Raw genomic sequence first — 18,467 nt, 5'->3', positions numbered from 1 at the left:
ATACATCCTTTATCCTACTTGGTTAAAGATTTGGCAAGGTTATCAAATAACTCTATAAAAGTCTGTATGGATTCGTTGGTATATGTATCATTTGGTGCATATACTACCTGTCCCTTGGTAATAGCTGTTGTGTTTTGAAGCGCTGGAGAATTGTTTATTACATCCTGAGCGGGAACTGCATCCTTTGTAGAAGAGATTGCTGCATCACGGTCCAGTACAAAGATCCAGTCAGGATTGCTCTGTGCAATTGCTTCCACAGATATATCATCTCCCTGATGGTCAGATGTGGCACCGCTCACTTCTAAGGCTGATGTCCAGCCAAAGACCTCATACAAAGGACCCCATACACGACCGGAAACAGGTGCTGAAAAACCAATGTCTCCACCGGAAACTACAACACTCATAATTTTGTCGGTTCCATTATAGGCAGATTTTGCCTTCTCAATTGCCTGGTCAAAATCAGCATTCAATTTTTCCGCTTCTTCATTCTTATTAAAAATCTTACCTAATGTGATGGTGGAATCTTTCAGACCATTTGTAAAACTTTCGCCAGACTTACCGGCTTCTTTTGAAATCTGGAAGCTAAGATCAACTACCGCAGCATTTGGTACCAATTTCTTTATCTCTTCATAATAACTGGAAAATCTTTGACCCACGATTACAAGCTCAGGATCTGCTGCTGCTATGATTTCAAGATTAGGCTCACTGTGGTTTCCAATATCCTGAACCTCACTGTCTGCTACATAGGAGGAATCTGCAGGCATAACTCCTTTTGGAACTGCTGCTAACTTAATTCCCCAATCGGATAAGGTTTCAAAGGTTCTGTTATCCAATGCTACCACTGTCTTTGGATTGACTGGAACAGTAACCGTTCCATGAATATCAGTAACTTCCACCGTTTTCGCTTCTGCTGCTGTGGTTTCTGCTGCTGTTGTTTCAGCGGATTCACTTGCGCTGGTTTCCGTAGAAGTTGTGTTATTACTCTTGCTTTGACAACCCGTAAGTGCTAAAGCAAATACTGCTGCTAAGACAGTTAACTTGGGTAAAAATGATTTTCTCATAATATCCTCCTAATTATGTTATCATGGGTAAATTACGACTTGCAGTTTTATAGACTAATTTATATTAGTCTCAACTAACTCATTCCGCAGTTTACCATATCAGACCATAATTGTCAACCGCCCGCTTTTCTTCCCCTTATTTTATTGCTCCACCATGGAAATAGCATTCATATACAGGCTGATTTTTATAACTGATTTCTTCGTGGCCCTGAAACCAATCCATATCACCAGTCAGCTTGCAACGATAGATATAATCATTTTCCTGATAAAAGGCTGGCCCGCGAAATGGCTTATCTTCCGGAACCAGAAGGAGAGCTGCTTTTGCCGCATAGGTTTCCTTTTTTGCCTGAATCATGAATTTGACTACTTCTTCTTTTTCATATGGAACCTGAGTGACCAAAGCGGTGGTACAGTTGTTGTTATCCTTCACCAGATGGTCGATGGTCACCCTGAAATATTCTGAAATTGCAATGATATTTGAGATATCAGGATATGCCTGCCCGCTCTCCCACTTTGCAATGGCCTGCCTGGATACATTTAGATGCTCTGCCAGATCCTCCTGAGTGAGACCCTTACTCTTTCTTAATACAAATAATTTTTCTGAAAAAATCACTGGAACTTACCTCCTCGCTTTTTTAATATATTATCATAGAGCGGTGCCGTTCTTACATGACCTTACCGTTGCATTTTTGCTACGCTTTATTGCTTTTATCTAAAAATCACTTTATTTTACATGTATTTGCATTAACGGTTGCAGAAAATCGGAATTTTTATTATAATTTCACCATAAGAAACCATAAATGAAACCAATGGAACCCATCACCATATAAGAAAGGATATGACAATATGGAAAAGATCACAAGCTTTACCATTAACCATTTAAAGCTTCTTCCTGGCATCTACGTCTCCAGAAAAGACCAGGCTGGGGACGCGCTTATTACTACATTTGATATCCGCATGACCCGCCCTAATTTTGAACCGGTGATGAATACCGCAGAGATTCACACCATTGAACACCTGGGTGCTACCTTTTTAAGAAATCATGAAACCTACAGCGAAAAAGTAATCTACTTTGGACCAATGGGATGCCGCACCGGCTTTTATCTTCTTCTTAGCGGAGATTATAAATCAAGAGATATTGTACCTCTTATCACAGAGATGTATGAATTTATCCGTGATTTTGAAGGAGAGGTTCCAGGAGCTTCTGCAAGAGACTGTGGAAACTATTACGATATGAACCTTAACATGGCGAAATACTTAGCCAGAAAGTTCCTTGATACTGTCCTTTATGGGATTGAAGATGAACATCTTCTTTATCCGGAATCATAATCCATTCTCCCCGCTTCGGCGGGGGAATTTTTGTAACTGATAAAACTTGACCATTTAGGTACAGTATGTTAATCTTATAACGTGGAGGTGTTACATGCTGATAACGAAAGAATGTGACTACGCAATACGCATTATCCGGGCACTGTCAAATGGGGAGACAGACAGCATTCCATCCATCAGTGAGAGAGAACAGATTACTCCTGCCAATGCCTACAAGATTGCCAGAAAGCTTGAAAAATCGGGTTATATTAAAAGCTTTCGCGGAAGTGCAGGGGGATATGCCTTAAATTGCGATTTGGAAACAACAACTTTATACGATATTATCACAGTGATTGACCCAAAGATGGTGCTGATTGAATGCATGCAGGCCGGTTACGATTGCCCTGTCCATTCCCATAAACGCCCATGTCACGTCCATCGGGAATTCGCAAGAATCCAAAAGAATTTAAACCAGGATTTAAAGAAATTTTCCCTGGCTAAAATTTTGGCTGAATAATTTTTTGGCCGAATCTATACTAAAATAGTAAAGTTTCACAAGGAGGAAGAAAATGAATCAATGTTATGGATGCAACACGTGTGAAAGCGCTGACAAGCCACTGGAAAAATTTATTTCCGCACTGCCGATGGAAACATCCCATCACCGTGTGGAAAAACAGAGTACGAAATGCGGTTTCGGACTCCAGGGCGTATGCTGCCGCCTTTGTGCCAACGGCCCATGCCGGATTACTCCAAATGCTCCTAGAGGAATCTGCGGTGCTGATGCGGACACCATCGTGGCAAGAAACTTTTTAAGAGCGGTTGCCTCAGGAAGCGGCTGCTACATACATGTAGTGGAAAACACTGCACTCAATTTAAAGAAGACAGCTCAGGCAAAAGGCGAACTAAAGGGAATGGAATCCTTAGAGCATTTGGCGGAGCTTTTTGGCGTTGATGAGGCAGATGTTTACAAGAAGGCAGAAAAGATTGCCGATGCGGTTCTCTCTGATCTCTACAAGCCGGAATACGTGGAAATGGAGCTGACCGAAAAGGTTGCCTATGCTCCCCGCGTAGCACGCTGGAAAGAGCTTGGCATTATGCCAGGAGGTGCTAAAAGTGAAGTGTTTAAAGGGGTTGTTAAATGCTCCACCAACTTAAACTCCGATCCTCTTGATATGCTGGTTGACTGTTTACGCCTTGGTATTTCCACCGGTATCTACGGACTTACACTGACAAACCTGTTAAATGACGTTTTGCTGGGACAGCCGCAGCTTCGTATGGCTCCTGTTGGTCTTCGTGTCATTAATCCGGATTACATAAATATCATGATTACCGGCCATCAGCATACCATTTTTGTGGATTTACAGGAAAAGCTCATCTCTCCTGAGGCTGTGGCTAAGGCAAAGGCGGTTGGTGCCAAGGGCTTTAAGCTGGTCGGCTGTACCTGTGTGGGTCAGGATCTCCAGTTAAGAGGCGCGCTTTATCCAGAAGTATTTGACGGCCATGCAGGCAATAACTACACCAGCGAAGCCGTTCTTGCCACTGGTGCCATTGATGCAGTCCTCTCTGAATTCAACTGTACCCTTCCTGGCATTGAGCCGATTTGTGATGAATTAAAGATCAAGCAGATCTGCCTTGATGATGTGGCTAAGAAATCAAATGCAGAGCTGATGAAATTTGATTTCGAGCACAGGGAAGAACAGAGCGAAAAGATCATTGATAAGGTCATTGAAGCTTATACGGAAAGACGTGGTATCGTTCCTCTTAATTTATTACCGGAACACGGAAACGACAATACCTTAACCGGTGTCAGCGAGGGTTCCCTTCGAAACTTCTTAGGCGGAAACTGGAAGCCGCTCATCGACCTTATTGTGGCTGGTAAGATCAAAGGAATTGCAGGCATTGTAGGCTGTTCTAACTTAACCGCTGGCGGCCATGATGTGCTGACGGTGGAGCTGACAAAGGAACTGATCAAAAGAGATATCATTGTCCTGACTGCCGGCTGTTCTTCCGGCGGTATTGAAAACTGCGGTCTTATGACTCCGGAAGCGGCTGAGCTTGCCGGTCCTAATTTAAGAGAGGTATGTAAATCTCTTGGAATTCCTCCTGTACTGAACTTCGGCCCTTGTCTTGCCATCGGACGTCTGGAAATCGTGGCGACGGAAATTGCGGCTGAGCTTGGCGTAGATCTTCCGAAGCTTCCTCTGGTTCTTTCTGCTGCCCAGTGGCTGGAAGAGCAGGCAATTGCAGACGGCTGCTTTGGCCTTGCCCTTGGACTTCCTCTTCACTTAGGCTTACCGCCATTTGTAACCGGAAGTGACGTAGCTGTTAAGGTCCTGACAGAAGGCATGAAGAGCCTGACTGGCGGACAGGTGATCATTAATCCGGATGCAAAGGAAAGTGCTGATATCCTGGAAACAATCATCATGGAGAAGCGTGAGGGTCTTAATATATAGGAGGTTGGCTTATGAAACGGATATTCATTGATGCAGCCAAATGCGACGGCTGCAAGAATTGTTTTATAGCTTGCATGCAGGCACACCGGACGGATGGGGGTTCCGTCTACGACTTAAAGCTTTCCGATCCTCATAATGAATCCCGCAATCACATCGAAAAAGGCAGAAACGGGGGCTACACCCCAATCTTTTGCCGTCATTGTGACCAGCCGGAATGCGTGATGTCCTGTATGAGCGGGGCACTTACAAAGGATAGGGAAACAGGACTGGTGCTTTATGATGAATCCGCATGCGGTTCCTGCTTTATGTGCGTGATGAACTGCCCTTACGGAGTGTTAAAGGCGGACACCAGCACAAAGACTAAGGTAATTAAATGCGATTTCTGTGCAGACAAGGGATTTTCTCCCAGCTGCGTAAAATCATGCCCAACGGGTGCGATCTATGTAGAGGAGGTGCAGGGATGACTCATGTAATTATCGGTGTAGGGGCTGCCGGAATCACCGCAGCAAAGACCATCCGAGAGCTGGAGCCTGATGCCAGGATCATTATGATATCTCCAGATGAATATGTGCACTCCCGGTGTATGCTTCATAAATATTTAAGCCATGAACGGGATGAAAAAACTCTTTCATTTATACCGGAAAACTTTTTTGATGCTTCCCGCATCAACTGGATTCAGAAAAAGGCAGTATCCATTGATACGGCCCGTCAGGAGGTGATACTTGAGGATGAATCAAGAACTGCATACGACCGTCTCCTCATCGCCACTGGTGCTGATAGCGTGATCCCTCCTATTATGAATTTCAGGGAGGCCAAAAATGTATTTGGACTTCGTAATCTTTCCGATGCTCAGAACATCAGAGCCTGTTCCGAAAAAGCCAGCAAAATCCTGATTGTGGGCTCCGGGCTTGTTGGTATGGATGCGGCTTATGCCTTCCTGGAACAGGGAAAGGACGTGACCGTGCTTGAAATGGCAGACAGGATTCTTCCAAAGCAGCTTGATGAGACGGCTGGAAAAGCCTATCAGAAGCTGTTTGAAGAGCATGGGTGCAAATTCATCCTTGGCAGGAAAACCGTTTTAAGCACCATGCCGGAAACCGATGAGATCACCTCTGTCATGCTTGATGACGGATCTCTCATTGAATGCGATATGGTTGTGGTGGCTGCTGGTGTCAGTCCTTCGGTTTCCTGTATCAAAGGAAGTGACATTGCAATTGACCGGTTTATTCAGGTGGATGATTATTTAAGGACTTCCTGTGACCATGTGTATGCTGCGGGAGATGTGAACGGAATCGCCGGAATCTGGCCGAATGCCATGAAACAGGGTAAGACTGCTGCTTATAATATGTGCGGTCAGAGCATGATTTACGAAGACAAATACGGTATGAAAAACACCATGAATTTTTATGGACTCACCACTCTTTCTCTTGGAGACGGCATTGCGAAAGAGGGAGATCAGGTTATTGTTCGGGAAGATTCTGAAAGCTATAAGAAGGCCATTCTTAGGGATGGCTGCTTAACGAGTATTCTAATTCAAGGCCCTATTGATTACTCCGGGATATATCAGTACCTGATTAAGAATCGTATTTGCCTGGATTCTGTAAAGACCGATATCTTCCATCTTTCCTTTGCGGATTTTTATGGGATTGATGGGACCGGGCAGTTTACGTATCAGGCGGCAGGGATTTAAAGAAAATCCGCCCCTATAGAGGACAATATAAAAAATCCTCTATAGGGGCATTTTGTTATCATTAACCTTATCCCTTAAAGCTCGAACTCTGCCTTTAACTTCTCATATCTGGCTTTTTCTTTCTCAGCCACCTCGAAAAGAGGATTGTAAAAGCAATGCTGCATCACATCCCCATCAATCAATACTTCAGAAAAAGAATCATGGGTCTTTCCTTTGCTGCTGTGATGATAGATAGCATTGCATATCAAGTCCATTTCCTGTGGTTCAAACGCGGAAAAAGACTCCAAAATCTCCCTTGCCATGACTGAGCCTTTATGGGCGTGGTCCCTGGTATCCATGGTGGTATAGGAATAGATATCATGAAGCATACCTGCAATTGCTGCCAGCTCTGCATTTTCTTTCCGTTTCATGGCAATTAGGGTACAGGCCTGAGAGACTCCGTATAAATGCATGTAACCGCACCTTCTGTATTCTGGGTCCGGTATCTTAAGCAGCATTTCATCTACGTATTCTCTGACTTTTTCTATTCTGTTCATGCTTTTTCTCCTTGTATTCCTCTTTTGTAAGATTTCAAAGAGTATACCATTTTTTCGTAACGCATGCAAGGTAAGGCCTCCCCCCATCACAGTCACTCTCAGAAAATACCAGTGTACTTGCCCCCTGTGGTGAGGTACAATAAACTAAAAAAATAAGGGGTACATACAATGTCAAATTTCTATCGGAATAAAGATGATTCTTATCAGTATGGCTTAGCTACAGGCCTTTGTATTGGTCTGATTATTGGGGCAGTGATTAATAATCTTGGAATAGGGTTGATATTCGGTCTTTCCCTGGGATTGCTCTATGACAAGGGGTTCTTTAAGAAACGGTAACAGGATAATACGGCAGGCATGAAACCATTCATGCCTGCCGTATTTTTTCGTTATGTTATGCTTAAATGGCCAGAACACAGGCCTTGGACTGCCTAGTCACTCTATTTCATAAAAGACATACTATAACATAGAAATACGTATTTCTAATGAGAATGTGAGGGGGCGTTTTTATGGCTAACTATAAACCGATTGCGAAAACTATTTTGGCCTCTGTTGCAGATTCCGGACAAGTGATTGTTGCAAAACTTTCCACAACCAGCTGGGGTCTTTTGTTGCTTAGAGGTACTGCTGTCTTTAGCAATACCATTTTAAGGAGCGGTGCTGTTGCCATTTGGGAGAGCACAAAACCAACCACAGAAGAGCCAGATCTTGTAACATTTACAGATGCTAACGCAAACTATGGTATCACAACCAGAGCCGGCGTCATACTTCGGTTGAAATTTTACAGTAAGTAATCACTTAGGGGTGTCCAGTCACGGTGTAAGGACACCCCTATTAAGGAGGTAGAGAACGTTGTCAAACTTATGTTTTACAGGCGGTCAGCTCATCTGTTCCGGAGTTGTGACCGCTGATGCAGTGGCTCCCGGCAGTTCTTTACTGCTTCTTACGGGAACCGTTTACAGTCCATCAGGAATCCCTCTTTCCGGAGCCGCAGTTGAAATTCTATCCTACCATCCTGACAATCCTGATGAAGTGGTCCGGTTGGGACTCTCCTTTACCCTTTCAGACGGAACCTATGCACTCTCTCTTCCCAGAATTCCCGGCAGACAATATGAACTTCGGGCATTTTCGTCCATATGAAAAAAGCCAAAAGGGCGACATTTTATGGAGGATACTATGAAAAAAGTCAAAACTTCAGATGGATACTTCGTCTACCGTATAAAAAAAGACCGGCAGTATCATTTACTGGCAGACAGTGCCAGCTACAGAAACAGCATTAAGGATCTTTTAAATACACTAAGTGATTTAAAATTTGATTCCCTGATTTTTTTATTTGGAATTGATACAGGCGATTATCTGCCGGAATTAAAAAAGGTGCTATGCCCAAAGAATCAAGTCATTATATTTGAACCGAATCTCACCATATACCGCAGCTTTTCCAATGATCCGGGGGACAACATAAAGCTGGTGTACTATAAGGAAGATGTGGTAAAAAAGATATTTGAAGAAAGTATTAACTTAAAGAACATTAACAATATTTATTTCTTTTCCTTTGGTAATTACAGTACCGTATATAAAAAGGAGCACGACAGGCTTATTGAGCATCTGGACTGGACGATTATAAAATCCGCTTCCCAGGTATCCTTAGCCAGGCGCTTTAAGAAAGTATTTATTAAAAATATGATTGCCAACATGAAGATAATTGACCAGTCCACCCCCATTCACCACTACCTGTTTTCCAATGCAGGGGTACCAGCCATCGTGGTATCGGGAGGGCCTTCTCTTGATCAGAACATAGAGGTCATGAAAAAACACAAAGACAGGTTAAAGGATTGCTTTATTATTACGGGAAGCAGAACCGTAGATGCGCTGATCAAAAATGGAATTACCCCTGATCTCATTGTGTCGGTGGATCCGGTGGATGCCAACTTTGATATGATGAAGGAGCATTTGGATCTTACGGTGCCTCTTGCCTTTTATGAGTACAGCAACCGGTATCTTATGAAACATTATAAGGGAGAAAAAATCTTTATCTCCCTGCTGCTTTCCCACACCGTAAAAGGAATGGAGCATTTAAAGGCCGTCTACTGCGGCGGCTCTGTTTCACATGCCTGCATTGACATCGCTGCTATGCTTGGCTGCTCTCCCATTTTGCTGATCGGTCAGGACCTGGCATATACGGACCAGAAGCATCATGCGGACAGTGCTACCTTTCTCTATGACAGCACCATAAACTATGCACCCCAGACCCTGGCAAAGGACATAAACGGTCAATGGGTTGGTTCTACAGTGACTCTTGATTATTTCAGAAAAAACTTAGAGCTTTATATCAATCAATACAAGGACCATCCCTTTATCCGCTTCATTAACTGCTCCTACGGTGCTGAAATAAAAGGGGCCCCTCACAAGGAGCTTGATGAGATGCTAGGTCACGGTGATTTCTCAAAGAAAAAGGTACCTTTTCTTCCCAGTCATGAACTGACCCTGGATTCAAAGGATATTATTAAGTCCCTGTTGGAGTTTTTAGAGGATTCTATCATCAAGACAGAACAGGGCCTGGAGCTATGTGAGACCATACGTCTGGAGAATGAGACCAAATCTCTTGTTGAAGTTGAGGAGGATGACATTGACCTTCAGCGTATCCTCTATATCCTGCATCTGGTAAACAGCTTTGAGAACCACCCCTACACCAGTTACCTTGGGGGATATTACAGTGAATTTCTGTATGAAATAAAGGAGGAGCATAATTCCATGCTGGCAAAGGACTTTGAACATCTGACTTCTGACCTTCAATATCAGGCCAACTTCTTCTATGAGTATTTTTCAAAGCTCCATGAGATTTTAACAGAGATCAGGGATACTGCCCGTTCTACGGTATCAGAATTTTATGAATCGCATATAGTTTAATAAATCTGCCGGAAGGAAAGAGGATTTGTATGGAACAGGAAAATAAGAACGAGATCATCGATGGTAAATACAAAGAAATAAAGATCAATAAAATGATCGTAAACGGCAAAGAGCAGGAAGGCAATATCATTCGCGGGGAGGACACCAAAAACCTGCAGGAATTAAATGTAACGGTTTATACCCAAAACGAGTAAGGGTGTAAGGAGGGGGGAGTTTCAATGGACGGTCCCAGAAGGAACACATTTATGATCCGGGGCTCCAAGCTTCTGCCATGGAGGGAAAATCACTATAATTTTCATCTAAGCCGGGATCATCACCAGATCATAAAAGGAACGGTATATTCAGAGGAGGGGACCCCCTGCGCCGGTGCTTCCATCATGCTTACTCAAATCGATGAAGCCAACCAGGAACGTCTTGTCCTTGGCTATGCCGTGACCGATGAGGCCGGGCAGTATCTTTTTTCCCTTGAAGCAAAGCCGCAGATGAAGTATGAGCTGACGGTCTATGCTCCCCTCATAACAAACCAGAAGGAGGACTCTTCTTGAGCGGTTATACTGAACTGATTATTCCACCAGACAAATTTAATAATCGTAACGTGGCTCAGGCGGTAATCACCATGGAAGCCTCCTGTGAAGTATTATTAACGGGTACTGTATTAAATCCACAATGCCAGGCTATTGAAGGTGCCGTAGTCCGCATCACTGCGATCAGCATCTTAAAGCAGAAAACGCTTCTCGGTTATGTCTTAACCAACCAGTTCGGCGAATTTGCGGTTGCTGTTTTAAAAAATCCCCAGATTGATTATCAGCTTGATATGTTTGAGCCGGTTCAGAGCATTTAAGAAGGGGGAGTCTTATGGCACATGCAATCATTCGCGGCCTGGTCCGGCACACCAACCGCGCCCCTGTTGTGGGAGCCGTAGTGATCCTGGAGCGGCTGGTCCCTGTGTTTAACGAGGAACGAAAGGAAGAAGACTTATCAAGCGTTTATCTGGGGCATACCCTGACCAATCGGTATGGAGAATTCTGCTTTGCCGTTTCTGACAGAACGAGCACGTATCGTGTCAAAATATTTGATAACAGCCACGGAGAAGGGAGAAATCCATGAAAAAGGTGCTGGTCACCGGAGCCGATGGTTTTATCGGAAGCCATCTTACCGAAGAGCTGGTCTTAAAGGGGTTTAAAGTCAGGGTACTTGCTTATTACAACTCCTTTAACAGCTATGGCTGGCTGGATACCCTGCCAGCTTCTATAAGAAATGAAATCGAGATTATAAGCGGAGATATCAGAGACCCCAATGGGGTAAGGGCCTGTCTTTCCAGTATTGATTCTGTCTTTCATCTGGCAGCCCTCATTGCCATTCCCTACAGCTATCAGTCTCCAGATTCCTATGTAGATACCAATGTAAAAGGGACCTTAAATGTCCTTCAGGCAGCCAAAAGCCTGGGGACCGGTAAGGTGCTCATTACCTCAACCTCAGAGGTCTACGGAAGTGCGGACTACGTTCCCATTGATGAAGCTCATCCAAAAAAGGCCCAATCCCCCTATGCCGCTACGAAAATAGGGGCAGACCAGCTTGCTCTGTCCTTTTACCGCAGCTTTTCCCTGCCGGTGACCATTGTCCGTCCCTTTAATACCTACGGACCAAGGCAATCGGCCAGAGCTGTAATACCAACCATTATCAGCCAGCTTCTGGCTGGAAAAAAAGAGATTTATCTGGGCAGCCTTACGCCTACCAGAGATTTTAATTATGTAAAGGATACAGTAAACGGCTTCATAGAAATAGAACGCTCCCCTGAAACCATGGGAGAAGAAATCAACATAGCAAGCGGCAAGGAAATCTCCATCGGGGACCTGGCAGAGGAACTCATACGCCAGATCAATCCAGAAGCCAGAATCCTTTGCGAGGATCAAAGGCTTCGACCGGAAAAGAGTGAGGTAACAAGGCTTCTTGGCTCCAATGAAAAGCTGACCCGTCTCACCCAATGGAAGCAGGAATACCCTCTCTCCGTTGGTCTTCAAAATACCATTCAGTGGATCAAAGAGAATGGGGACCGTTTCCGGACAGACCAGTACATTGTTTAGACCAGTCGAAAGGGAGTCATATGATACCGTTATCCGTTCCTGTTTTAAAAGGAAATGAAAAGAAATATCTGGACGATGCCATCACAAGCGGCTGGGTCTCTACCGCTGGCAGCTATGTGACCCGTTTTGAAAGGGAAATGGCAGACTACTTAAAGGTTCCAAACACCGCCGCAGTACAAAGCGGTACGGCAGCCCTCCACCTGGCTATGCTTCTTTCCGGCATTAAAAGGGATGAGGAGGTCATCGTTCCCACACTCACCTTTATTGCCGCAGTCAATCCTGTGACATACTTAGGCGCTCATCCCATCTTTATGGACTGCGACCATACCCTGAATATGGACTTGGAAAAGCTGGAGATGTTTCTAAAAACAGAGTGCACCAAAACTCAGGAAGGCCTTTTAAACCGTTCTACGGGGCGGATCATAAAGGCTGTTGTCATTGTTCATGTCTTTGGCAGCATGGCTGATATGGAAACCCTTCTGAGCTTGTGTAAGGAGTACCGTCTAAAGCTGATTGAAGATGCAACGGAAGCACTTGGAACCAAATACACTGAAGGAAGCTTAAAAGGCAGGTTTGCAGGCACCATAGGAGATTTTGGCGCTTATTCCTTTAACGGCAATAAGATAATCACCACTGGCGGAGGCGGTATGATCACTGCCAGAAATGAGGAGGATTTAAAAAAGGCTGTATATTTATCGGCACAGGCTAAGGATGATCCCTTCCACTACATTCATCATGAAGTCGGTTATAACTACCGTATGACCAATCTCCAGGCAGCCTTAGGCGTGGGACAGCTGGAATGTCTGGAAGAGTACATTGAAAAAAAGAGAGAGAACTACGGTTATTACAAAAGCTTATTAAAGGACAGAGACGATGTCTCACTTCTTTCATTTTGCGAAAAGGCCAGAAATAACCATTGGTTTTATTCCCTGCTCTTAAATAACCACAAATCTGGGCGGGATGAACTTATGACCAGGTTAAGGGAATCCGGCATTGAAACAAGACCCATCTGGAAGCTTATTCACACCCAGACCATGTATAAGGACTGTCAGGCGTATTATATTGAGAAAGCACCCTTTTACCAGAGCAATTTGATCAATCTTCCTTGCAGCGTAAACCTTAAGGAAGCTGACATGAATTTTATTGTTAAGACCCTGAATGAAGGGTGATTACCGGAAGGAGGATGGTTTACATGGACGTAAAGAAATTCTCAATTTCACCAGATGATTCCATCAAAACAGCAATCCGTCAGTTAGATAAAACGGCGAAGAAACTCCTGGTGGTAGTTCGAAATGACAAGCTGGTGGGGGTAATTACGGACGGAGACATCCGGCGCTGGATCCTAAAAAACGAAAATCTATCCATGGCCGTAAGCCGCATTATGAACACCTCTCCTATCGTTATTACACGGTCAGAAACTCCCCTGGCCCTTGATATCATGAGAGAGAAAAAGATTGAAGGACTTCCACTTGTAAATGAACACATGGAGGTTGTGGATATTTTATTCTGGAACGAACTGAATTCCTCCAAGGAAAGGATAACAGAGGGCAAAAAGGTTCCTGTGGTCATCATGGCAGGAGGAAAGGGCTCCAGACTCTATCCTTATACTAAAATCATACCAAAACCCTTAATTCCCATTGGGGATACCCCCATCGTGGAACGAATCATGAATCAGATGATGTCTTACGGTTTTACGGAATTCTATCTCACGGTGAACTACCGAAAAGAACTGATTAAAGCGTATTTTAACGATGATGACCGTTATCATCTTAACTTTATAGAAGAAAAGGAGCCACTTGGCACCGCTGGCTCTCTCTCACTTTTAAAAGACAAAATTACAGACAGCTTCTTTGTCAGCAACTGTGATATTTTAGTAGACGTAAATTACGAAAAGCTCCTTGACCATCATATCAAAAATGAAAATCAGATCACCGTAGTCACTGCTATGAAAAATTATGAAGTTCCTTATGGTGTAGTTTCACTGGATGAAGAAGGCCGCATACAGGCCTTAAATGAAAAGCCCAGCTATGAATTTCTCGTCAGCACCGGTCTGTACGTTCTGGAAAAAGGTGTTTTAAACACTCTCCCGGAAGGAGCCCCATTTGATATGCCGGATCTGATCCGCCTCTGTCTGCAAAACGGGAAGAAAGCAGGTGCGTATCCGGTAATGGACAGCACCTGGCTTGACATGGGGGAATTCAGTGAAATGAGAAAAATGGCGGAGCGTATGAAGCTATGAAAAAAAAGCTGATACTGATTGGGGGAGGCGGCCATGGAGAAAGCGTCATTGATTCCATTCGTTCTGCCAATGAATACGATATCATTGGTATTCTGGACCAAACCCTTGAGGCAGGCACAGCCATTTCAGGCGTTCCAGTTCTGGGAACCGATGAACTCCTGTCTGACCTTTGCCATCAAGGAATTTCTTACGGTGTCATAGCCGTAGGTAGTCTGGGAGACCCCCGTCCAAGAATCCGGATTTATGAGACCTTAAAGCAAAACGGGTTAGTGTTGCCTAACATCATAGATAAAAGTGCAGTTCTATCTCAGAATGTATCAATGGGGGAAGGCAGCTTTATTGGCAAGGGTGTTATCATTGGGGCCGGGGCGGTTCTTGGTAAAGGCTGCATCATTAACACAGGAGCAATTATAGAGCATGGTGCAAGCATCGGAGATTTTGTTCACATAGCCCCTGGCTGCGTTCTGTGCGGCAATGTGTCCGTGGGGGAACATACTCACATTGGAGCCGGAACCACAGTCATTCAAAATATCACCATAGGAGACAATACCATGATCGGGGCCGGAAGTCTCGTATTAAGGAATATTTCTTCCCATACTCTGGCTTTCGGAAAGCCTGCAAAGGAGGTCGGTGTTTATGAACAGAGTTATGATTATCGCCGAAGCAGGGGTAAACCATAATGGAGATTTGGATACAGCCAAAGGGCTGGTGGATGCAGCAAGGGAAGCGGGAGCAGATGCAGTGAAATTTCAGACCTACCGCACCGAGCTTTTGGCTGTCAGGGACGCAATAAAAGCAGAGTATCAGTACCGGAACACAGGGAAAAATCTCTCCCAATATGAAATGCTGAAAGAACTGGAACTATCCTATGACAGCTTCAAAGAACTTTCTCTTTATTGTACTTCCCGCAATATCATGTTCTTATCTTCCCCATTTGACGAAACAAGCATGGAATATCTGGATCAGCTAGGAGTTGAAATCATAAAAATCCCCTCCGGAGAAATTACGAATTATGGGTACTTAAAGAAAGCTGCTTCCTTACAAAAACCAATCATTCTCTCCACTGGCATGTCTACCATGGAAGAGATTGGGGAGGCACTGAATCTTCTTGATGAGAGCGGTCAGGATATCACTCTGCTCCACTGCACCAGCGCTTATCCCACTCCAATGGAGGAAGTGAACTTAAATGCCATGTCCCATATTAGGCAAGAATTTTCAAGAAATATTGGCTACTCCGACCATACCATGGGAATCGAGGTCGCCATTGCCGCTGCTGCCCTGGGTGCCTGCGTCATTGAAAAGCATATGACCCTAGATAAGACCATGCCCGGACCAGACCACAGACTGAGCCTGGAGCCAGCTGAATTCAGACTTATGACAGACAGCATAAGAAACATTGAGATAGCTTTGGGAAACGGATATAAGGAACCATCGAAGGAAGAATGTAAAAACCGGGACCAGGTGAGAAAGTTTCTGGTAGCCTCCAGGGACATAAAAAAAGGGGAGCCGTTTACCATGGATAATCTATGCGCCAAGCGCTGTTCCCCTGGAATCTCTCCCATGAGGCTTAAAGCCCTCCTTGGGACGCCTTCTGACAGGGATTATAAAATGGATGAAAGGATTATTAAATGAAGCGGTTATGCGTGGTAACAGGCAGCCGGGCGGAGTACGGTCTATTAACTCCAGTCATCCGTAAAGCCATGGCCGATCCTGATATAAAGCTTCAAATGGTAGTAACCGGTGCTCACATGGATTCCAGATTTAGTTCCCCTTACCGGGACATGGAGCTGGACGGGATAACCATAGATGAAACCGTGGAAATGAATCTGGCCAGCGACACTTCCTATGGAATCTGTAAGTCAATGGGCCTTGAGCTCATTGGTATTTCTAAGGCGTATGAGAGGTTAAAGCCGGATATGATGCTGCTTTTAGGAGACCGCTATGAGATCTTTACCGCTGCAAGCGCTGCCGCCATTTGCCGGATTCCCATTGCCCATATTCATGGCGGGGAGCTGACAAGGGGCGCTTTTGATGACTGCATGAGGCATGGAATTACCAAAATGAGCTACCTTCATTTCACCAGTACAATGGAATATAGGAAACGGGTGATACAACTGGGAGAAGCGCCGGAGAGAGTCTTTTACGTTGGAGCTCTGGGTGTGGAAAGGCTTAAGGAGCTGTCTTTCCTCTCCAAAAAGGAACTGGAGGAGTCCTTAAATCTTTCCCTTGGATCTGAACTTGCCCTGATCACATTTCATCCTGCCACACTGGAATCAAAGAGTGTCGAAGAACAAATTAAGCCACTGTTTCAAGCCCTGGATTCTCTTCCCTCTTTGTTTACCATATTTACTGGAAGCAATTCAGATACAGGTGGAAGTCGTATCAATGAATTGGCTGCCGATTATGCAAAATGCCACCCGGAACGGGCTGCTTTTTTTACGTCTCTTGGCTCACTTCGGTATTTAAGTCTTATGAGCCACTGTCAGGTGGTCATCGGAAACTCTTCCAGCGGAATTATCGAGGCTCCCAGCCTTAAGGTCCCGACCGTGAACATCGGTACCAGACAAATGGGGCGGGTGATGGCAGATTCTGTGATCAGTTGTGATGATACTTATGACGGCATTCTATCAGCCATTCACAAAGCAATGGAAGTTGACTGGGTAAATCCCTCCCTCCATAATCCTTATGAATGTCCGAGTACCAGCGGAAGAATAATTTCTGAAATAAAGAAGGCGTTTCAAAATGGGATTCAACTGGAGAAGGAATTTTATGATATCGATTGGAGTTTGTAATGTATGAGAATAAACGGTTTTTAGCATTTATACCAGCCAGAAGCGGTTCCAAGGGACTGCCCAATAAGAACATTCTGGAGCTAAATCATAAGCCACTCATGGCATATACCATAGAGGCCTGTAAAAAAGCCGGAATTTTTGACGATATTGTTGTCTCTACAGACTCGGAGCAGTATAGGGATATCGCGAATCAATGGGGCGCATCTGCCCCATTTTTAAGGCCTGCATGGCTTTCAGGGGATAAAGCTGCCACAAAGGACGTGATCATTCATGGAATCAAAGAGATGGAACGACTGGGAAAGACGTATGATTATATCATGCTGCTCCAGCCTACATCTCCCTTGAGAAATGAAATGCATATAAGGGATAGCGTGAAACGTTACTTTAAAACAGGGGCAGACACCATAGTCAGCGTATGTCCCTTTGACTGTAACTGTTATCTGGCTGTGACCCTTAAGGAATCTGGTGAAATTGGGATTCCATCTCTTCATGATAGACAGATAAGAAGACAGGATGTCTCATCAGGATATCGGTTGAATGGGGCTGTCTATCTTACCTCTGTGCCATTTTATTTAAAGCACAAAAGCTTTTATGCAGGGACCACCTATCCTTATTTTATGGACCCGCTACATTCCATTGATATTGACGATGAGTATGAGTTTTATCTGGCGGAGCTGCTTTTAAAAAATGGGGTACCTGAACATTTAAATGAAACATAAGATTATAAGAAATTGAAATAGATATGGTTGTATTTTCAGCTGTAGCTACAGCTACATCTTCATTGGCATTTATTTATGTAAACTGTTTCATAACAGCCGCATATTTTTTATTCTGTATCCCAAAAAATCATACAAAAAAACGGCTGGCGAAAAAATAGAGATAGTCAGCCGTTTGTAGATAAATATCTTATGAAGCAATAATATCTTTCCTATGATATGCGATTTAGTTGTTATCCTGGTTCAAACTAGTATTCCTGTAAGTCAAATCATCTCGTGTCTCAAATCCCAGACCTTCCCAGAATTGATTCCCTAGCTCATTGGTGGAATACACGACCAGTGCAGCCTTATTTATATTCTGCTGTTTCAATGCTTCAAGCACCCGATTCACCAAAGCACTTCCGATTCCTTTTTTCCGATAGTTTTCTTTAACGGCAGTATGATAGATATAGCCTCTTCGTCCATCATGACCGCATAAAATCACTCCTGCCAAATCACCTTCATACTCAGCCACAAAACAAGTGTATGGATTTCGCAACAAGAACTGGTTGATTCCTTCCCTAGAGTCATCTAAACTGCGCATTCCCATTCCAGATGTGGTACACCATAAATGGTTCACCAAATCATAATCTTCTATCTTCATTAAGCGAATTTGATACATTTCATACCTCCATTTCTATTCAA

General features: G+C 44.1%; 24 protein-coding genes. 20 read left to right on the top strand and 4 right to left on the bottom strand.

Going from position 1 to position 18,467, the window contains the following annotated elements:
- Positions 1 to 14: 14 nt before the first annotated feature.
- Positions 15 to 1,061 (bottom strand): siderophore ABC transporter substrate-binding protein, encoded by a 1,047-nt coding sequence (locus tag OW255_RS01100; RefSeq protein WP_024837743.1) that lies wholly within the window; start codon positions 1,059 to 1,061, stop codon positions 15 to 17.
- Between the two features lie 136 nt (positions 1,062 to 1,197).
- A complete protein-coding gene (locus tag OW255_RS01095) occupies positions 1,198 to 1,674 on the bottom strand; it encodes a DUF5680 domain-containing protein (protein WP_268115362.1) in 477 nt (158 codons plus the stop codon).
- Between the two features lie 233 nt (positions 1,675 to 1,907).
- Here OW255_RS01095 and OW255_RS01090 point away from each other — a divergent pair, with 233 nt between their 5' ends.
- From OW255_RS01090 to OW255_RS01070, 5 genes are all read left to right on the top strand, one after another.
- The gene (locus tag OW255_RS01090; protein WP_024837745.1) at positions 1,908 to 2,390 is read left to right on the top strand and encodes an S-ribosylhomocysteine lyase; all 483 of its coding nucleotides are present in this window, start codon (positions 1,908 to 1,910) and stop codon (positions 2,388 to 2,390) included.
- 94 nt (positions 2,391 to 2,484) lie between these two features.
- A complete protein-coding gene (locus tag OW255_RS01085) occupies positions 2,485 to 2,886 on the top strand; it encodes an RrF2 family transcriptional regulator (RefSeq protein WP_024837746.1) in 402 nt (133 codons plus the stop codon).
- A 52-nt stretch (positions 2,887 to 2,938) separates the two neighbouring features.
- Complete coding sequence (cooS, locus tag OW255_RS01080) at positions 2,939 to 4,822, top strand: anaerobic carbon-monoxide dehydrogenase catalytic subunit (protein ID WP_268115361.1); 1,884 nt, start codon at positions 2,939 to 2,941, stop codon at positions 4,820 to 4,822.
- Positions 4,823 to 4,833: 11 nt separating this feature from the next.
- The gene (locus tag OW255_RS01075) at positions 4,834 to 5,286 is read left to right on the top strand and encodes a 4Fe-4S dicluster domain-containing protein (protein ID WP_024837748.1); all 453 of its coding nucleotides are present in this window, start codon (positions 4,834 to 4,836) and stop codon (positions 5,284 to 5,286) included.
- The gene (locus OW255_RS01070) at positions 5,283 to 6,512 is read left to right on the top strand and encodes an NAD(P)/FAD-dependent oxidoreductase (RefSeq protein WP_268115360.1); all 1,230 of its coding nucleotides are present in this window, start codon (positions 5,283 to 5,285) and stop codon (positions 6,510 to 6,512) included. The genes OW255_RS01075 and OW255_RS01070 overlap by 4 nt, the downstream gene beginning before the upstream one ends.
- A 74-nt stretch (positions 6,513 to 6,586) precedes the next feature.
- Here the strand turns inward: OW255_RS01070 and OW255_RS01065 are convergent, their stop codons facing one another.
- The gene (locus tag OW255_RS01065) at positions 6,587 to 7,048 is read right to left on the bottom strand and encodes an HD domain-containing protein (protein ID WP_268115359.1); all 462 of its coding nucleotides are present in this window, start codon (positions 7,046 to 7,048) and stop codon (positions 6,587 to 6,589) included.
- 168 nt (positions 7,049 to 7,216) lie between these two features.
- On the opposite strand from OW255_RS01065, the gene OW255_RS01060 reads away from it, so the two are divergent.
- From OW255_RS01060 to OW255_RS00990, 15 genes are all read left to right on the top strand, one after another.
- Positions 7,217 to 7,384: a cell envelope integrity protein CreD gene (locus tag OW255_RS01060; protein WP_166429803.1), complete on the top strand. Its 168-nt coding sequence runs from the start codon at positions 7,217 to 7,219 to the stop codon at positions 7,382 to 7,384.
- 170 nt (positions 7,385 to 7,554) lie between these two features.
- The gene (locus OW255_RS01055) at positions 7,555 to 7,839 is read left to right on the top strand and encodes a hypothetical protein (RefSeq protein WP_024837751.1); all 285 of its coding nucleotides are present in this window, start codon (positions 7,555 to 7,557) and stop codon (positions 7,837 to 7,839) included.
- A 58-nt stretch (positions 7,840 to 7,897) separates the two neighbouring features.
- Positions 7,898 to 8,185, top strand: coding sequence for a peptidase associated/transthyretin-like domain-containing protein (locus OW255_RS01050; protein WP_024837752.1), 288 nt, complete (start codon positions 7,898 to 7,900; stop codon positions 8,183 to 8,185).
- Positions 8,186 to 8,221: 36 nt separating this feature from the next.
- Positions 8,222 to 9,952 carry a motility associated factor glycosyltransferase family protein gene (locus tag OW255_RS01045; protein WP_268115358.1) on the top strand — a complete coding sequence of 577 codons (1,731 nt, stop codon included), beginning with the start codon at positions 8,222 to 8,224 and terminating at the stop codon, positions 9,950 to 9,952.
- A gap of 29 nt (positions 9,953 to 9,981) precedes the next feature.
- Positions 9,982 to 10,146: a hypothetical protein gene (locus OW255_RS01040; protein WP_155857773.1), complete on the top strand. Its 165-nt coding sequence runs from the start codon at positions 9,982 to 9,984 to the stop codon at positions 10,144 to 10,146.
- Between the two features lie 24 nt (positions 10,147 to 10,170).
- Entirely contained in the window at positions 10,171 to 10,497 is a 327-nt protein-coding gene (locus tag OW255_RS01035) for a carboxypeptidase-like regulatory domain-containing protein (protein WP_024837754.1), read from the top strand.
- Complete coding sequence (locus OW255_RS01030; protein WP_268115357.1) at positions 10,494 to 10,793, top strand: hypothetical protein; 300 nt, start codon at positions 10,494 to 10,496, stop codon at positions 10,791 to 10,793. The genes OW255_RS01035 and OW255_RS01030 overlap by 4 nt, the downstream gene beginning before the upstream one ends.
- Positions 10,794 to 10,807: 14 nt before the next feature.
- Positions 10,808 to 11,059 (top strand): hypothetical protein, encoded by a 252-nt coding sequence (locus OW255_RS01025; RefSeq protein ID WP_268115356.1) that lies wholly within the window; start codon positions 10,808 to 10,810, stop codon positions 11,057 to 11,059.
- Positions 11,056 to 12,036, top strand: a complete 981-nt coding sequence (locus tag OW255_RS01020) for an NAD-dependent 4,6-dehydratase LegB (protein WP_268115355.1) — start codon at positions 11,056 to 11,058, stop codon at positions 12,034 to 12,036. Before OW255_RS01025 ends, OW255_RS01020 begins: the two co-directional genes overlap by 4 nt.
- A gap of 20 nt (positions 12,037 to 12,056) precedes the next feature.
- Positions 12,057 to 13,205 (top strand): LegC family aminotransferase, encoded by a 1,149-nt coding sequence (locus OW255_RS01015; RefSeq protein WP_268115354.1) that lies wholly within the window; start codon positions 12,057 to 12,059, stop codon positions 13,203 to 13,205.
- A 23-nt stretch (positions 13,206 to 13,228) separates the two neighbouring features.
- Positions 13,229 to 14,275 (top strand): nucleotidyltransferase family protein, encoded by a 1,047-nt coding sequence (locus OW255_RS01010; protein ID WP_268115353.1) that lies wholly within the window; start codon positions 13,229 to 13,231, stop codon positions 14,273 to 14,275.
- Entirely contained in the window at positions 14,272 to 14,955 is a 684-nt protein-coding gene (locus OW255_RS01005) for an acetyltransferase (RefSeq protein WP_268115352.1), read from the top strand. The genes OW255_RS01010 and OW255_RS01005 overlap by 4 nt, the downstream gene beginning before the upstream one ends.
- Positions 14,912 to 15,907 (top strand): N-acetylneuraminate synthase, encoded by a 996-nt coding sequence (gene neuB, locus OW255_RS01000; RefSeq protein ID WP_268115351.1) that lies wholly within the window; start codon positions 14,912 to 14,914, stop codon positions 15,905 to 15,907. The genes OW255_RS01005 and neuB overlap by 44 nt, the downstream gene beginning before the upstream one ends.
- A complete protein-coding gene (neuC, locus tag OW255_RS00995) occupies positions 15,904 to 17,067 on the top strand; it encodes a UDP-N-acetylglucosamine 2-epimerase (protein ID WP_268115350.1) in 1,164 nt (387 codons plus the stop codon). Before neuB ends, neuC begins: the two co-directional genes overlap by 4 nt.
- Positions 17,067 to 17,786 carry an acylneuraminate cytidylyltransferase family protein gene (locus tag OW255_RS00990; protein WP_268115349.1) on the top strand — a complete coding sequence of 240 codons (720 nt, stop codon included), beginning with the start codon at positions 17,067 to 17,069 and terminating at the stop codon, positions 17,784 to 17,786. The genes neuC and OW255_RS00990 overlap by 1 nt, the downstream gene beginning before the upstream one ends.
- A 223-nt stretch (positions 17,787 to 18,009) precedes the next feature.
- Here OW255_RS00990 and OW255_RS00985 read toward each other — a convergent pair whose 3' ends face one another.
- Positions 18,010 to 18,444 carry a GNAT family N-acetyltransferase gene (locus OW255_RS00985; protein WP_268115348.1) on the bottom strand — a complete coding sequence of 145 codons (435 nt, stop codon included), beginning with the start codon at positions 18,442 to 18,444 and terminating at the stop codon, positions 18,010 to 18,012.
- Positions 18,445 to 18,467: the final 23 nt, after the last annotated feature.

The sequence above is a fragment of the Lacrimispora xylanolytica genome, from assembly GCF_026723765.1.
GTDB lineage: Bacteria > Bacillota > Clostridia > Lachnospirales > Lachnospiraceae > Lacrimispora > Lacrimispora xylanolytica.
This window is presented reverse-complemented; position numbering and strand designations above follow the sequence as displayed.

Excerpts from the sequence above, each read along its gene's own strand:
- OW255_RS01070 (WP_268115360.1), top strand. The coding sequence starts at position 5,283 with ATGACTCATGTAATTATCGGTGTAGGGGCTGCCGGAATCACCGCAGCA.
- OW255_RS01015 (WP_268115354.1), top strand. The coding sequence starts at position 12,057 with ATGATACCGTTATCCGTTCCTGTTTTAAAAGGAAATGAAAAGAAATAT.
- OW255_RS01025 (WP_268115356.1), top strand. The coding sequence starts at position 10,808 with ATGGCACATGCAATCATTCGCGGCCTGGTCCGGCACACCAACCGCGCC.
- OW255_RS01090 (WP_024837745.1), top strand. The coding sequence starts at position 1,908 with ATGGAAAAGATCACAAGCTTTACCATTAACCATTTAAAGCTTCTTCCT.
- OW255_RS00985 (WP_268115348.1), bottom strand. The coding sequence starts at position 18,444 with ATGTATCAAATTCGCTTAATGAAGATAGAAGATTATGATTTGGTGAAC.
- OW255_RS01055 (WP_024837751.1), top strand. The coding sequence starts at position 7,555 with ATGGCTAACTATAAACCGATTGCGAAAACTATTTTGGCCTCTGTTGCA.
- neuC (WP_268115350.1), top strand. The coding sequence starts at position 15,904 with ATGAAGCGGTTATGCGTGGTAACAGGCAGCCGGGCGGAGTACGGTCTA.
- OW255_RS01075 (WP_024837748.1), top strand. The coding sequence starts at position 4,834 with ATGAAACGGATATTCATTGATGCAGCCAAATGCGACGGCTGCAAGAAT.
- OW255_RS01085 (WP_024837746.1), top strand. The coding sequence starts at position 2,485 with ATGCTGATAACGAAAGAATGTGACTACGCAATACGCATTATCCGGGCA.
- OW255_RS00990 (WP_268115349.1), top strand. The coding sequence starts at position 17,067 with ATGTATGAGAATAAACGGTTTTTAGCATTTATACCAGCCAGAAGCGGT.
- cooS (WP_268115361.1), top strand. The coding sequence starts at position 2,939 with ATGAATCAATGTTATGGATGCAACACGTGTGAAAGCGCTGACAAGCCA.
- neuB (WP_268115351.1), top strand. The coding sequence starts at position 14,912 with ATGAACAGAGTTATGATTATCGCCGAAGCAGGGGTAAACCATAATGGA.
- OW255_RS01005 (WP_268115352.1), top strand. The coding sequence starts at position 14,272 with ATGAAAAAAAAGCTGATACTGATTGGGGGAGGCGGCCATGGAGAAAGC.
- OW255_RS01035 (WP_024837754.1), top strand. The coding sequence starts at position 10,171 with ATGGACGGTCCCAGAAGGAACACATTTATGATCCGGGGCTCCAAGCTT.
- OW255_RS01040 (WP_155857773.1), top strand. The coding sequence starts at position 9,982 with ATGGAACAGGAAAATAAGAACGAGATCATCGATGGTAAATACAAAGAA.
- OW255_RS01045 (WP_268115358.1), top strand. The coding sequence starts at position 8,222 with ATGAAAAAAGTCAAAACTTCAGATGGATACTTCGTCTACCGTATAAAA.
- OW255_RS01020 (WP_268115355.1), top strand. The coding sequence starts at position 11,056 with ATGAAAAAGGTGCTGGTCACCGGAGCCGATGGTTTTATCGGAAGCCAT.
- OW255_RS01010 (WP_268115353.1), top strand. The coding sequence starts at position 13,229 with ATGGACGTAAAGAAATTCTCAATTTCACCAGATGATTCCATCAAAACA.
- OW255_RS01060 (WP_166429803.1), top strand. The coding sequence starts at position 7,217 with ATGTCAAATTTCTATCGGAATAAAGATGATTCTTATCAGTATGGCTTA.
- OW255_RS01065 (WP_268115359.1), bottom strand. The coding sequence starts at position 7,048 with ATGAACAGAATAGAAAAAGTCAGAGAATACGTAGATGAAATGCTGCTT.
- OW255_RS01100 (WP_024837743.1), bottom strand. The coding sequence starts at position 1,061 with ATGAGAAAATCATTTTTACCCAAGTTAACTGTCTTAGCAGCAGTATTT.